Below are 14,677 nucleotides of genomic sequence, written 5' to 3'. Positions count from 1 at the left end.
CCCGGGGAGGGTGAGAATCCGATGAAAGAAGCTGTGATCGTATCCGTCGCGCGAACCGCGGTCGGCAAGGCCAAGAAAGGCAGCCTGGTCCAGACGCGGGCGGACGACTTGGGCAAAATCGTGCTCGAAGAAGTCGTGAAGCGGGCGCCGGGTTTAAGAAAAGAAGACGTAGAAGACGTCATCATCGGCTGCGCAATGCCGGAAGGCGAGCAAGGTTTGAACTTTGCACGCATTATGTCTCTGTATGCGGGGTTCCCGAACACGGTTCCTGCGCTGACGATTAACCGGTTTTGCTCGTCCGGGCTGCAATCGATCGCGTTCGCTGCCGAACGGATCATGCTGGGCCATGCGGATGTGGTGATCGCCGGCGGCGTGGAAAGCATGAGTCATGTGCCGATGACAGGATTCAAAGTGTCGCCGAACCCGAAGATCGTGGAGGAAATGCCGGAAGTCTACATCGGCATGGGACACACCGCCGAGAACGTCGCTTCGCGGTTCAACATCTCGCGCGAGGATCAGGATCGTTTTGCTGCGCGCTCGCACGAGAAAGCGGCCCGCGCGATTGCGGAAGGCAAGTTCAGGGACGAAATCGTTCCCGTGCATGCCGAGCTGAAGAGCGTGGATGATGCCGGCAAGGTGAAGACGAAGTCTTTCGTTTTCGATACGGATGAGGGCGTACGCCCCGACACGACGGTGGAAGGTTTGGCGAAGCTGAAACCGTCGTTTAAGGTAGTCGGCTCCGTAACGGCGGGCAACTCGTCGCAGATGAGCGACGGAGCAGCGGCTGCCGTGCTCATGAGCAAGGAAAAAGCCCAGGAGCTCGGGTTGAAGCCTCTTGCGACGTTCCGCTCCTTCGCGCTGTCGGGCGTGGAACCCGAGATTATGGGCGTCGGTCCGGTCAAAGCGATCCCGAAAGCGCTCAAGATGGCCGGCATCACGCTGGATGACGTGAAGCTGTTTGAAATCAACGAAGCGTTCGCTTCCCAGTGCGTGCACATCATTCGCGAGCTGGGGATCGACGAAGAGAAAGTGAACGTGAACGGCGGCGCGATCGCCCTTGGACACCCGCTCGGATGCACGGGAACGAAGCTTTCGGCTACTTTAATTCACGAGCTTCGCCGCCGGGGAGGCGGGTACGGAGTTGTGTCGATGTGTATCGGCGGAGGTATGGGCGCTGCGGGCGTTATTGAGGTTCACGCGGAATAAAATCTACCATTCGGGAACAGGGAGAGGAAACGAATGAGCAAAGTGCTGAATGAGAAAGTGCTGGGCGGAAGCTTCATCATCGAAGATCTCGACTACCGGAAAATCGTGACGCCGGAAGATTTCACGGAAGAGCAGCGCATGTTCGGCGACACGGCCTATGACTTCGTGCAAGGAGAAATCGCTCCCCATGACGAGGAAATCGAGAAGCTGAACTACGAGCTCACGGTACAGAAGCTGCGCAAAGGCGGCGAGCTCGGCCTCCTCGGCGCCGACGTTCCCGAAGCTTACGGCGGCCTGGGTCTCGACAAAGTCAGCACCACGCTGATCAGCGAGCGCATGACGAAGGCGTCGGCGTTCGCACTGTCGGCGGGCGCCCATATCGGGATCGGAACGCTGCCGATCGTTTACTTCGGTACGGAAGAGCAGAAGCGTAAATATTTGCCGTCGCTCGCAACCGCCGAGAAAATCGCCGCCTATTGCTTGACGGAGCCTTCTTCCGGCTCGGACGCCCAAGGCGCCAAAACGACCGCCAAGCTGACCGAAGACGGCAAGTACTATGTGTTGAACGGAACGAAGCAGTTTATTACGAACGCGGGCTTTGCGGATATTTTCATCGTGTACGCCAAAGTGAACGGCACCGACTTCAGCACGTTCATCGTGGAACGGACGATGCCGGGCGTTTCGATCGGGCCGGAAGAGAAGAAGATGGGCATTAAAGGGTCCTCCACGTGCCCGCTCATTCTCGAAGACGTGCATGTGCCGGTGGAGAACCTGCTCTGGGAAGTCGGCAAAGGCCACTTGATCGCCTTCAACATTCTGAACATCGGACGCTTCAAATTGGCTTCCGGCTGCTTGGGATCCTCGAAGGACGCCATCGAGTATTCGTCGAAATACGCCAATCAACGGCAGCAGTTCGGCCGCAAAATTTCGTCCTTCCCGCTGATCGGCAAAAAGCTGGCGGAGATGAACATGCGGACGTTCGTGCTGGAAAGCGTGTTGTACCGGACGGCCGGACTTTTTGACGAAGGGTTGAAAGAAGTCGACCACGGCAGCGACAACGTCGGTTACCAGTCGGCGAAGGCGATTGCCGAATACCAGCTCGAGTGCTCCATCAACAAAGTGCTGGGTTCAGAAACGCTGGATTTCGTCGCCGATGAAGGCGTGCAAATTCACGGCGGCTACGGCTTCATTCAAGAGTACCGCATCGAACGGATTTATCGCGATTCCCGCATCAACCGCATTTTCGAAGGAACGAACGAAATCAACCGGCTGCTCATCCCCGGCGCTTTGATCAAACGGGCGATGAAGGGCGAGCTGCCGCTCATGCAGAAAGCGATGGCGCTGCAGTCCGAACTCATGTCTCTCGTACCGCAGCTGTTCGAAGGAACGCTGGAGCAAGAAGCGCACATGCTGTCGATGGCCAAAAAGATCTTCCTCATGGTCGGCGCTCAGGCGGTACAGAAGTACCAAATGAAGCTCGAGCAGGAGCAAGAAGTGCTCAGCCATTTGGCGGATATCATGATCGGCGTGTTCGCGATGGAAAGCGCCCTGCTGCGGACGCGCAAGCTGATCGACAAAGCCGGCGAGGAGAAAGCACGTAACGCGATCGACATGACTGTCGTCTATATTCATGAAGAATTTGCGCGGATCGAGAACTGGGCCAAAGAAGTGCTGGCCCATATGGAAGAGGGCGATATGCTTCGCACGCAGCTGTCGGTGCTGAAGAAGCTCACCCGCAAAACGCCGGTCGATACGATCGGTCTGAAACGTGATATTGCAGCCAGAGTAATCGAAGCGGAAAAGTACGTCGTATAACTCACTTTGTGAGATTGGGGTGCCGGCCATGCCGAACAAACCTTGGTTGCAGCATTACCCTGCGGAAGTTCCGCCGACCATCGATTACCCGAATCAAAATCTGGCCCAATTTTTAGTGGATTCCGCAGCCCGCTATCCGAATCAAGTTGCCCTGGAATTTATGGGGAAAAAGGTCACGTACCGCTCGTTGTTGGACTCGGCCAACCGGTTTGCGAATGCCCTGCTTCGGCTGGGCGTTCGCAAGGGGGACCGGGTCGCGGTCATGCTGCCCAACGTTCCTCAGACGGTGATCGCTTACTACGGGACGCTGCTGATGGGCGGGATCGTCGTGATGACGAACCCGCTCTACATGCCCCGGGAGCTGGAGCATCAATTGTCGGATTCTGGCGCCAGAATCATTGTGACGCTGGATCAGCTGCTGGAGCGGGTGAAGAAAACGACGGACAAAGTGCCGCTTGATCACATTCTCGTGACGTCCATTCAAGATTATCTTCCATTTCCGAAAAACATTTTGTACGGCTTGAAACAAAGAAAGGACGGAAAAGCGGTCACCGTACAGTACGGCGGCGGCGTTCTGTCCTTTACGGAGTTTCTGAAGCAGTCGCCGGCCACGCCCGTGGATGTGAAAGTGGATGCGAACGAGGATCTCGCCCTGGTCCAGTACACCGGCGGAACGACCGGGCTGGCCAAAGGCGTCATGCTGACGCACGCCAATTTGGTGGCGAACACGATCCAGAACCGGATGTGGTTTTACAAGGCGGAGACGGGCAAGGAAACCATGCTGGCGGCACTGCCTTTTTTCCACGTGTTCGGCCTTACCGTTGTTTTGAATCAGAGCGTTTATTTGGCCGGCAAAATGATTCTTCTGCCCCGGTTCGAAATCAAGCAAGTGCTGCAAATGATCAACAAGAAAAAACCGACGACGTTCTCGGGCGCGCCTACTATGTATGTGGCGGTGATCAACCATCCGGACATCGATAAGGTCGACCTTTCCTCCATCAACGTGTGCATCAGCGGGGCCGCTCCCTTGCCGCATCATGTGCAGGAGCGTTTCGAGGAGCTCTCCGGCGGCAAGCTGATTGAGGGCTACGGATTGACCGAAGCTTCCCCGGTTACGCACGCCAATAATATTTGGGAGAAGCGCAAGTCCGGCTCCATCGGCATCCCGTTTCCGGACACCGAGGCGCGCATCGTGCAGCCAGGTACGCTGGAAGATATGAACCCGGGAGAAATCGGCGAACTGGCGGTTCGCGGCCCCCAGGTGATGAAGGGCTATTGGAACCGGCCGGAAGAAACCGCGAAGGTGCTCAAGGACGGGTGGCTGCTGACCGGGGACTTGGGCAAAATGGACGAAGACGGCTTCTTTTACATTATGGACCGGCAAAAAGATATGATCATCGCGGGCGGGTACAATATTTATCCGCGAGAAGTGGAAGAAGTGCTGTTCGAACATCCGGATGTGGAAGAAGCCGCCGTTGCAGGCATTATGGATGCTTACCGGGGCGAAACCGTAAAAGCGTACATCGTGCTGAAGAAGGGGGCCAGCCCCGATCCGGATGCGCTCAAGAGCTTTTGCAAAGAAAGGCTGGCGGCGTATAAGGTTCCCAAAGTATACGAGTTCCGGGAAACGCTTCCCAAGACGCTGGCGGGTAAAGTGCTTCGCCGCAAGCTGATCGAAGAGGATATGGACAAGTTGACGGACCAAAAAAGCGGCTGAGCAGCAAGGGAGGACTTACGCGCAATGACGGAAATGAACATGGCCAATATTCATCCGCAATTAGAGCGGTGGCAGAAGAAAGCGGAGTCCACGTTCTGGGGATTGCTGGGCTGCGAGTTTGTGGAGTTGACGGAAAAGCAGATCACGGTATCGCTGGACATCAAGCCTCATCATTTGAATCTAATCGGGATTTTGCACGGCGGCGTCCATGCGACCTTGATCGACTCGGCGATGGGCTTAATGGCCATGGTGGCGAGACCGCAGGACAGCGTCGTCACGACCAATCTGAATTTGAACTACGTGGCGCCCACGGGGAAAGGCAAAATTATCGTGACGGCGGAAATCGTGCACATATCCCGCAAAATGGTCACGACGCAAGCCTACGCCAGGAACGACAACGGAGACTTGCTGGCTTTCGGAACCGGCACGTTCCGGGTCATCGAGAAGCAGGACAACTGACCGACGATCGAGGTGGAGAAGATGGCCGTAATCGACGAGCTGCGGACCGTGGCGGAACGAATGAACGCCGACCCGGAGCCGATTCGATCGTTTCAGCATGTGTACCAATTCGACTTATCCGAGAGCGGCTCGTTCCAAGTGAAGTTCCGCGACGGCCGCGTCGAGGTGTCGGAAGGGACGCCGGATACGCCCGAGTGCACGCTGATTTTGTCGGACGCGAATTTCGAGAAGCTGCTGCGCGACGATCTCAATACGACGATGGCGTTCATGCTCGGCTCGCTCAAGGTGGAAGGCAAACTCGGTCTCGCCCTGAAGCTGCAGGAAGCGCTGAAGCATTATAGCAATTGAGCAAAGCCTCCAATCCCGCCTACGGCGCGGTTTGGAGGCTTTTTGTGCGCGGTAGCGCGACCGCAACCCGCCGCCGGCAGGGGTTTAAGCCGGTGGGAACCTCTTAACCACCACGCTGGGTGGCGCTCGGCAGGGGTTTAAGCCGGTGGGAACCTCTTAACGGTTGCAGCAACCCGTCGTCAGCGGGGGTTTAAGCCGGTGGGAACCTCTTAACGGTTGCAGCAACCCGTCGTCAGCGGGGTTTAAGCCGATGGGAACCTCTTAACGGTTGCAGCAACCCGCTGCCGGCAGGGGGTTACCCTGACAACACCGGCTTAATGAAGCAAGCCACAACTACGGCTGGTATGTAAGACTGCGCGGCATTCTTATTAGTAACGGTGAACGTGGTTGGTGTGGTGTAAGACTGCGCGGCATTCTTATTAGTAACGGTGAACGTTGGTTGGACATTGGACGAGCCTGGGGCCGGAAGCTTATGCTGTTACTATCTTGTCGTAGAAAGCAGGGGCGAAAATGGATCAGCAAAAGGTCATAAGAGCGGGTATTATCGGATTGGGAGGAGTCGGGGAGAGAGTTTTTCAGGCGCTGAGGGCGCATCCGGCTTTTCAGGTTGCAGTCCTCTGCGACGCATCGGAACAACGCGTGAAACAGGCGGCGGAAACTCACCGGTTGGCTTGGACAACCGACTATCGTACGATCCTTGACGATCCGGCTATCGATCTCATATATGTAGGGGTGCCTCCCAAGTTTCATCACGGGATTGTGATGGATGTGCTCAAGGCACGGAAGCATGTTCTTTGCGAGAAGCCTCTCGCCAACTCGGAAGAAGAGGCGAAGGAAATGTCCGAAGCCGCGGCATCGGCAGGCGTGGTCCATGCGATGAACTTCCCTACCTACTATCGCGCGGCGTACGCGGAAATGGCCAAACGGATAGCGGAAGGCTTCTTAGGCGAATTGAAGCGAGTAGAGTTGAAGGCACATTTTCATACGTGGCCAAGACCGTGGCAGCAAAATCATTGGATCGGCGGCCGGGAGCAGGGTGGCTTCATTCGCGAGGTGTTCCCTCATTTCATCCATTTGATCCGGGCCATACTGGGGCCAATCCGGGATGTGAATGCCCATGTTCAATATCCGGCTGATCCTGCCTTGTGCGAGACCGCGATGTTCGCAAGCGCGAAGTTGGACGGGGGAGTGCCGGTCCTGTTCGACGGACTCAGCCAGATCGCTCAAAAAGAGAACATCACCTTCACGATGTACGGCTCGCAAGGAACACTATCTCTTCAAGATTGGAATGTCGTCAAAGCCGGAGGAATGAACGAACCTCTAACGGAAGTCCCTTTGCCGGAAATCGACCGTACTTTGGGGCTGCTGGATGAGTTGGCGGCTGCGATACGGGGAGAAAAGGCGAGACTGGTCGATTTCGCGGAAGGGTACGAAATTCAGCAAACGCTCGAATCGCTGTTGCGAGGGTAAGGACCACTAATAAGAATGGATAGAAGTTTCAGAAAACATCTGAACATGCGGAAGAAGAGCCGTGTCGGTATGATTCGTTTTGTCATTTGATCAGTTGTGATAAAATTTAAATCTGAATTTTCGGAAAATTGCCAATCTGGCTGACGGAATTTCGCCGAACGGGGGATACGGATGCAAACGGCTTGTATTCTCGTGATTGAGGACGATATCGAAATCAATCAACTGGTGACCAAATACTTGAGCAAAGAGGGATACGAAGCGCATTCCGTCTATAACGGAAAAGACGCGCTTTCGGAAATCGCGAAACACGAGTACCATCTGGTCATTCTCGATATGATGCTGCCGCTTGCGGACGGGGCGGAAATTTTGCGGAAAATCCGCGAGACGAAGACGATTCCGGTCATCATTTTGTCTGCCAGAGATCGGGAAATGGACAAAATACGAGGACTCGAGCTCGGAGCCGACGATTATATGGCGAAGCCGTTTACGATCGGTGAACTGCTCGCACGAGTGAAGGCACAGTTGCGCCGCTATTTGGGCTTTGGCGCAGCGGATGTCGCTTCAGCGGTGCCGAAGGTGCTGAAATACGGAGATCTGGAGCTCGATACCGGGACGTGCGAGCTTACCGTAGGGGGACAGAAGAAACCGATTACAGCCAAAGAGTTTGCGATTCTGAAGCTTTTTCTATCCGCTCCGACCCGCGTCTTTACGAAATCTCAAATCTTCCAATCCGTCTGGCAGGAAGAGAGCATGTCCGACGACAACACCGTCATGGTCCATATAAACCGGATCCGCACCAAAATCGAGAAGGACCCGTCAAACCCTGTGTACATTCAAACGGTTTGGGGCTTCGGCTACAAGCTCGGCGAGGGGTGATCGAATGGTAGAGACGGTTGTTATCTTTATTTTCCTCATAGTCGGCCTATTTCTATTATTCAAATATAGCCATCTCCTGCGCGAACTGAAGAAGATATCCTGGACCACGCTGGAAATACGCAACGGCAATATGAATATGCGCTACCGCGTGCATGCAAGACAACCGGCCATGCAAGAGCTGGGCGGGGAACTGAACCGGCTCGTCGATTACTTTCAGCAGGCATACGATCGGATGCGATTTCTGGAGGAGGAGCGCAAACGGTTGATTGCAAATATTTCGCACGACCTGCGTACTCCGTTGACTTCGCTGCTCGGCTATATGGAAGCGCTGCAGCGGGACGAGACGCTGTCCGAAGAAGAACGAGCAGACTTCCTTCGTATAGCGGCGAGCAAGGGGGATGCTTTGCTCACACTGCTGCAGGATTTTTTCGAGTTGGCCCGGTTGGAAGCGGATGACTCTGTACCCGAGTTCGGGCGAGTCAATCTGACGGAGCTCGTGCCCGAGATTCTCCTCGACTTTTATCCCGAATTTACGAAAGCCGACATTACACCTATTATCAAGCTTCCGGACAAGCCGGTATATGTTCGAGCGGATGCCGCACACCTGCGCCGTATCCTGAACAACCTTATCTCGAATGCGCTGCGTTACGGACGTGAAGGCAAGGAGATCGGGATCAGCCTGCGTGAAGAGCCGAACGTTGTCTGGGTGGAAGTATGGGACCGCGGCAATGGCGTTGCGGAGCAGGATCTGCCTCGTATCTTCGAGCGGCTGTATACCGGCGAGGCGTCGAGGAACAGCACTCTGCAAGGCACCGGACTCGGGCTCACTATAGCGAAAAATCTTGTGGAGAAACAGGGAGGGCGCATAGCCGTAACGAGTGCCCCGCATGAGAAAACTGTATTTTCGTTTAGCCTGATCAGAATCTGATCGGGCTTTTTTTCGATTTAAGGAGTTTGTAAGGAAATTATTAACGGCATGTGAGAAGTGCAGGATACACTGGGTTTCGAAAGGAGTTGATATCCGTGGGCTATGTATTGCGAACGAATAACTTGAGCAAACGCTACGGAAACCAGGCGGTTGTAAACGACCTGAATATGAACATCAGGTCCGGTGACATCTACGGGTTTCTCGGCCAGAACGGCGCCGGCAAGACGACCACGCTGCGCATGATTTTGGGCCTCATCAAACCGACGGCTGGCGAGATCGAGCTGTTCGGCGAAAGCTTAAGCGGAGGCAGAGCTCGGGCGATGGAGCGAATCGGCGCCATCATCGAATATCCAGGATTTTATTTGAACCTGAGCGCGGTCGAGAATCTGGAAGTCCACCGCCGACTGATGGGGATGGGCAACAAAGAGATCATGGAAGAGGTTCTTGCGATGGTAGGACTGCTCGATGCGCGAAATCAGAAGGTGAAAAACTACTCGCTCGGGATGAAGCAAAGATTAGGCATTGCCCGAGCTCTGCTTCACCATCCCGAACTGCTTGTTCTGGACGAACCGACCAATGGGCTGGATCCGAGCGGAATCAAAGAAATTCGCCAGCTGTTCCGCGATCTGGCCAGGCAACGCGGCATCACCTTTATTATTTCCAGTCATTTGCTCAGCGAGGTGGAGCAGTTGGCTACCCGGGTCGGCATTATCCATCGCGGCTGGCTGCTTGAGGAGATCGATTACGACACATTGCAGAGAAAGACCCGGAACTACCTCGAGGTCATGGTCGACGACGACAAAAAGGCGGCCTATGTGCTCGAGCAGAAGCTCGGCGTGTCCGATTATCGCATTGCAGGTCCCGGAATTGTGCATCTGTACGATTATTTGGAGCAGTCGGACAAGGTCAACCTTACACTCATAAGCCACGGAGTAGGCGTGAAACAGATCTTGCTGTCGGGGGATAGTCTAGAAGACTATTTTCTCAGACTAACCGGAGGTGAATCGCATGCTTAACGTAATCTACGCGGAATTGCTCAAACTGAGGCATTCGAAAATCCGTTGGCTGGTGTTGCTCGGTGCTCTGCCGGCCAATCTGGTGACGTTGGGCGCCTTCCTGCCGAGGGTTACCCCCGACGGAACGTCTGCAGCCATAGACATTCAGGACATGTTCTATCGCCAAGGGATGTTTCTCATCATGATGGGTCCGGCCATATTCGCCCTGATTACCGCCTACATCTTCGCACGTGAGTATCAGGAACGGACGATCAACCAACTATTCTCCTACCCTGTCTCGCGCGTGAACATCCTTATGGCTAAGCTGGCGGTCGTGTTCTTGCAGATCGTGATGACGACCGTGCTGTCATGCGCATCGGTATTTATCGTCGTCTTTCTCATGCTTCTGAATAACAAAGTGGACGTTCATATGATCTGGACTGGGCTGAAAACGAACGCGCTGATCTGCATCCTCTCGTTCGGTACGATACCTGTAGCGGCAGCGGTTAGCATGGTTGGGAAGAACGTCATCCCGACGGCAGTGCTCGGCGTATTCACGACAATCGTTACCGTCATCGGCGAAATCGGACACGGGCGCCAAAACATTATGTTCCCTTGGCTCACCCCGTTCTGGCCGGTCCGAGACCTCGCCCAAGGCATCGCCGACAACGACGGACCCAATCCGTTCGCGGTCCCGGCACTGTCGATCCTGTCGATTACGTTCCTTGCCGGACTGCTCTACAGTATCGTCTATTACTCCAAGCACGACGTGCATAGCGGTTCTTAAGCATATAAAACCTGGATAGGAGTTCATCCGATGAGGACATTGGAATTCATCTTGATCGCCATCAATGTGCTCTCATTGCTGCTGAGCAATGGCAAGCACTCAAAGAATGTATGGCTAGGTACTGCCGGGGCAAACGCGGCCGTACTCATACTGCACGGGATCGTGGAAGGGTTCCGTTACCAGATGGCATTCTCGTATCTGTTTGTCGGGTTGTTAGCCATCTATGCCTTGATCAAATCGAGCACGAAGTTTTGCGCGGTCAAAACTCCCAGACTAATAAAAGCGGTCACGCTTCTTTTTTCAATAGTCATTCTTGCCATTTCTTTTTTCCTCACATATGCACTTCCTGTATTTGCGCTGCCCAAGCCGACCGGCAGCTATACCGTTGGAGTGAAGTACGTCCATCTTGTCGATGAAAAGCGTAACGATCCGTTTCTGGACAAAACACCGACAAAGCGCGAGTTGATGGTGAAAGTGTATTATCCCGCCAAGAAGGAAAACTCCAAGCCTTATGCACGTTATTTCCGTGGCGATCAGGAGCAGATCCGGGCGTTTACCGAGTTTTATCAAGGGCTGCCGTCTTTCGTGTTGGACCACCTGAAACTGGTAAAGACGCATTCCAAAGAGGATCTCGCGCTTTCCGATCAGCAAGCGAAATACCCGGTCATACTGTTCTCCCACGGAGCAGGAGCTTCCATGGAAGTCCAAGCAGCCCTGAGCGAGGACCTCGCCAGTCATGGCTATGTGGTTGTCGCGATCGATCATACGTATATATCCGCCATGACGGCGTTCCCGGATAGAATCGTACATCATAGCGATGCGGCGACCGATTTTAGCGAAGGGGATCCCGGCGAAGTTCTAACGAAGATTATGTTCGACGATTCTAAGTTCGTCATCAACGAGTTGGGAGATATGAATGCCGGCCGAATGGAGTCGATGTTCAAAGGCAAGCTGGATATGGATCATATCGGAGCAATCGGCCATTCCGTCGGCGGAGCGGTTGCTTATAATTTGGCCATCAACGAACCCCGAGTGAAGGCGGCCGTCAACTTGGATGGGCGCGTGTTTGTGACACCTAAACTTGACAGTGTCCCGATGGCCCCCTATCTCATGGTGGCGAACACGTATAATCATCTTCAATCGATTGAGAAACGGGAAAGTCTCCTGCAGAAGTATGATGATATGCCGCAGCTCGATCAAGAAATTACCGTCTCGATGTACGGCAGTAAGGAAGCATATGAAGCCGTTTACGAGCGATCGGTTGAATATGCGCGAGGACTTGCCGACGTCTTGAAGGCGTCAGGTAACTTATACGCAATTGAAGGAAGCGATCACTTGTTGTTCACCGACTTAGGCCTAATCTTCGGGATCGGCAAGGTACGCGAGGTGATCGGAATACATGGGAGTGTTAACCCGGAGCGATGTCTCGTCATCTCGAGCGCCGTCGTGTCCACCTTCTTCGACCGGCATTTGGGGAACGCGAAAGTCTCCCTAGACTCCTTGCTTCAAAGTTACCCCGAATTGAAAAATGTACAGCTTCATTGAGAAGGAAGTGTCCGATAGCTTAATAATAAAGAGGAACCGCACTCAGCAGGTTCCTCTTTCTTTATTACTTTATTGTGCGAAAAATCATAAACGTTTGGTCGTCAGTGGAGTATCCCTGCACTTTGATTTTTATGGGTACAAATATATTGTGTTTGCCTATGAAAAATGTTACAATGGGATTTACTCTAAGACATACTTGTTCATATCGTAACACAACCGGATTGCTTTGTCAACACTTGGTTGGAGAAGGGGAGCTGGAGATGGCCACAGAAGACAAAGAGCTGCAGAGCCTGCAACAATTTTCGCTGCCGCCGGGCGTAGATTCGAACGATCCGGTGAGAATGTATTTGAAAGAAATCGGCCGTTCCCGGCTTCTTTCCACGGAAGAGGAGGTTGAACTCGCCCAGCGAATCGAGCGTGGAGATGAAGAAGCGAAACGGCTGCTGACGGAGGCCAACCTCCGCTTGGTGGTCAGCATCGCGAGACGGTATGCCGGACGAGGTATGCTGTTCTTGGATCTCATCCAAGAAGGGAATATCGGTCTCATGAAAGCCGTGGAAAAATTCGACCACACCAAAGGCTACAGGTTCAGCACTTATGCCACCTGGTGGATCCGCCAAGCGATCACCCGCGCGATTGCCGACCAGGCGAGAACGATCCGGATTCCGGTGCACATGATCGAAACGATGAACAAGCTGATTCGCGTCACACGGCAGCTGGTTCAGGAGCTCGGCCGTGAACCGACGCCGGAAGAGATCGGGGAAGTCATGGAGCTGAGCGTGGAGCGAATCCGCGAAATTCAGAAAATCGCCCAAGAACCGGTCTCCATGGAGATGCCGGTAGGTGAGGAGAATGATTCGAAATTAGGCGATTTTATCGAGGATCCGGACGTTGCCGCCCCGGAAGATGCCGCGGCGCAGGAGTTGCTGAAGGAACAGGTGAAGGACATTCTCGACACGCTCACCGACCGCGAGGAGGATGTCATTCGGCTTCGCTTCGGACTCGACGATGGCCGTACGCGCACGCTGGAGGAAGTCGGCAAAGTATTCGGCGTCACCCGCGAACGCATTCGCCAGATCGAAGCCAAGGCTTTGCGCAAGCTGCGTCATCCGAGCAGGAGCAAACGTCTCAAAGAGTTTCTCGAAGACTAAGGAAGGCGGCGGATAAACGATGAAGTCTGGTTTTGTCATTCGTTGTTTGAATTGCGGCGGAGAATTGACAGTGGCTCCCGGCCGGCGTAATTATCGGAACGAGCCGATTACTTTCGGAACGGATAACTACGGGGCGGATCAAATCTCCTGCGAATGCGGCAACGTTCTCGAAGAGCACAGCCGATTCGAAGGCGGACGCGGACTGGAAGGCGAGTTCGTCGTGGAATGGCGGCAGCTGTGAGATGAAAACTGTTTAAGCTGATTGATACATTGACGGCGGACTGTCCCATTGAGTACAGTTATGTCAGATGATTCCAAGGAGGTGGGTGCCATGGTGACCATACAGAACGATATTGGGACGAAATTGGCACCCCGGGCGGAGAAATTCGGCGTTTCGAGCACCTGACGATGGTCGAAATGATCGATTCCTTTTAGCGTGGGCTGCTGCCCATGGCTTTTTTGTTGTGGCATGGGAGTTACACGGCGCGTATTTTCGAATTTCACTCAACATTCGGAGGCGATTACATGCAAACGATGTTTCAGTACAACTGGCTGGTGAGAGAAGATTGGTTCGATTGGTGCGAGCGAATTCCTCACGAGGAATTGTTGAAAGTTCGAGTAGGGGGTGTCGGCGGAATCTTGAAAACCCTGCTCCACATCGTCGATGTGGAATACAGCTGGTTGTGGTTTCTGCAGGGTGAGTTGGAAGAACCAGAATTCGAAATTGCCCAATATGACACCTTGGCCAAGGTGCGGCAATTGTCTGCCGATTTGCATCCGTTCGTGGAATCGTTCGTGTCCTCCTGGAAAGAGGAAATGGATAAACAAGCCGTATACGTTCCTTGGTGGAATCAGAGCTTTGCGAAGGGTGCCATCCTGCGTCACGTGATAGCCCATGAAATTCACCACATTGGGCAGCTTTCGGTTTGGTCCCGCGAGCTCGGTGAAAAACCGGTGTCGGCAAACGTGATTGGCCGCGGGCTTCTGCCAGTTCCGCAAGAAGATCAATAACCCATCTAGTAGCTGTGCACTGCTTATTTGCGCCGATCGCCTGAATTCGCTGGCTGTCTAGTAGCTGTGCGCTACTTATTTACGCCAATCACGTGGGTTCGCTGGCTGTCTAGTAGCTGTGTGCTACTTATTTTCGTCCATCGCCTTGATTCGCTGGCTGTCTAGTAGCAGCGTGCTACTTATTTGCGCTGATCACCTGGGTTCGCTGGCTGTCTAGTAGCAGCGTGCTACTTATTTGCGCTGATCACCTGGGTTCGCTGGCTGTCTAGTAGCAGTGTGCTACTTATTTATGTCAATCCTCGCACGGGCCGTCAGTGTGGCGGCTCTCCGATGCTCAGCGGACAAACGTGTACCGACTTCCGAACTACC

At 54.0% G+C, this 14,677-nt stretch carries 13 protein-coding genes and 1 pseudogene; all 14 read left to right on the top strand.

Going from position 1 to position 14,677, the window contains the following annotated elements; all coding sequences use genetic code 11:
• Positions 1-21: 21 nt before the first annotated feature.
• The 14 genes and pseudogenes from E5161_RS08325 to E5161_RS08260 all read left to right on the top strand — a co-directional run bounded on the left by E5161_RS08325 (position 22) and on the right by E5161_RS08260 (position 14,308).
• Positions 22-1,206, top strand: coding sequence for an acetyl-CoA C-acetyltransferase (locus E5161_RS08325; protein WP_136777252.1), 1,185 nt, complete (start codon positions 22-24; stop codon positions 1,204-1,206).
• Positions 1,207-1,239: 33 nt separating this feature from the next.
• Positions 1,240-3,021: an acyl-CoA dehydrogenase family protein gene (locus E5161_RS08320; RefSeq protein WP_136777251.1), complete on the top strand. Its 1,782-nt coding sequence runs from the start codon at positions 1,240-1,242 to the stop codon at positions 3,019-3,021.
• Positions 3,022-3,049: 28 nt separating this feature from the next.
• The gene (locus tag E5161_RS08315; RefSeq protein WP_136777250.1) at positions 3,050-4,738 is read left to right on the top strand and encodes a long-chain-fatty-acid--CoA ligase; all 1,689 of its coding nucleotides are present in this window, start codon (positions 3,050-3,052) and stop codon (positions 4,736-4,738) included.
• A 24-nt stretch (positions 4,739-4,762) separates the two neighbouring features.
• On the top strand, positions 4,763-5,197 hold the full coding sequence (locus E5161_RS08310) for a PaaI family thioesterase (protein WP_246042147.1): 435 nt from the start codon (positions 4,763-4,765) through the stop codon (positions 5,195-5,197).
• A gap of 21 nt (positions 5,198-5,218) precedes the next feature.
• Positions 5,219-5,545 (top strand): SCP2 sterol-binding domain-containing protein, encoded by a 327-nt coding sequence (locus E5161_RS08305; protein WP_136777249.1) that lies wholly within the window; start codon positions 5,219-5,221, stop codon positions 5,543-5,545.
• Positions 5,546-6,055: 510 nt separating this feature from the next.
• On the top strand, positions 6,056-7,015 hold the full coding sequence (locus E5161_RS08300) for a Gfo/Idh/MocA family protein (protein ID WP_136777248.1): 960 nt from the start codon (positions 6,056-6,058) through the stop codon (positions 7,013-7,015).
• A 171-nt stretch (positions 7,016-7,186) separates the two neighbouring features.
• Positions 7,187-7,891, top strand: coding sequence for a response regulator transcription factor (locus E5161_RS08295; RefSeq protein WP_136777247.1), 705 nt, complete (start codon positions 7,187-7,189; stop codon positions 7,889-7,891).
• 4 nt (positions 7,892-7,895) lie between these two features.
• A complete protein-coding gene (locus tag E5161_RS08290) occupies positions 7,896-8,819 on the top strand; it encodes a sensor histidine kinase (protein ID WP_136777246.1) in 924 nt (307 codons plus the stop codon).
• Between the two features lie 95 nt (positions 8,820-8,914).
• Positions 8,915-9,835 carry an ABC transporter ATP-binding protein gene (locus E5161_RS08285; protein WP_136777245.1) on the top strand — a complete coding sequence of 307 codons (921 nt, stop codon included), beginning with the start codon at positions 8,915-8,917 and terminating at the stop codon, positions 9,833-9,835.
• A complete protein-coding gene (locus tag E5161_RS08280) occupies positions 9,828-10,601 on the top strand; it encodes an ABC transporter permease (protein WP_136777244.1) in 774 nt (257 codons plus the stop codon). The genes E5161_RS08285 and E5161_RS08280 overlap by 8 nt, the downstream gene beginning before the upstream one ends.
• 30 nt (positions 10,602-10,631) lie before the next feature.
• Positions 10,632-12,146 (top strand): alpha/beta hydrolase family protein, encoded by a 1,515-nt coding sequence (locus E5161_RS08275; protein ID WP_136777243.1) that lies wholly within the window; start codon positions 10,632-10,634, stop codon positions 12,144-12,146.
• Positions 12,147-12,448: 302 nt separating this feature from the next.
• A pseudogene (rpoD, locus tag E5161_RS08270) lies at positions 12,449-13,297 on the top strand (RNA polymerase sigma factor RpoD); the annotation flags it as partial.
• Between the two features lie 19 nt (positions 13,298-13,316).
• Positions 13,317-13,538, top strand: a complete 222-nt coding sequence (locus E5161_RS08265; protein ID WP_136777242.1) for a hypothetical protein — start codon at positions 13,317-13,319, stop codon at positions 13,536-13,538.
• A gap of 284 nt (positions 13,539-13,822) precedes the next feature.
• Positions 13,823-14,308 (top strand): DinB family protein, encoded by a 486-nt coding sequence (locus tag E5161_RS08260; protein ID WP_136777241.1) that lies wholly within the window; start codon positions 13,823-13,825, stop codon positions 14,306-14,308.
• The last annotated feature ends 369 nt before the right edge of the window (positions 14,309-14,677 follow it).

The organism is Cohnella pontilimi (genome assembly GCF_005049045.1).
Lineage (GTDB): Bacteria > Bacillota > Bacilli > Paenibacillales > Paenibacillaceae > Cohnella > Cohnella pontilimi.
The sequence above is the reverse complement of the archived record's forward strand: the minus strand, read 5'-3'. Positions and strand labels throughout refer to the sequence as shown.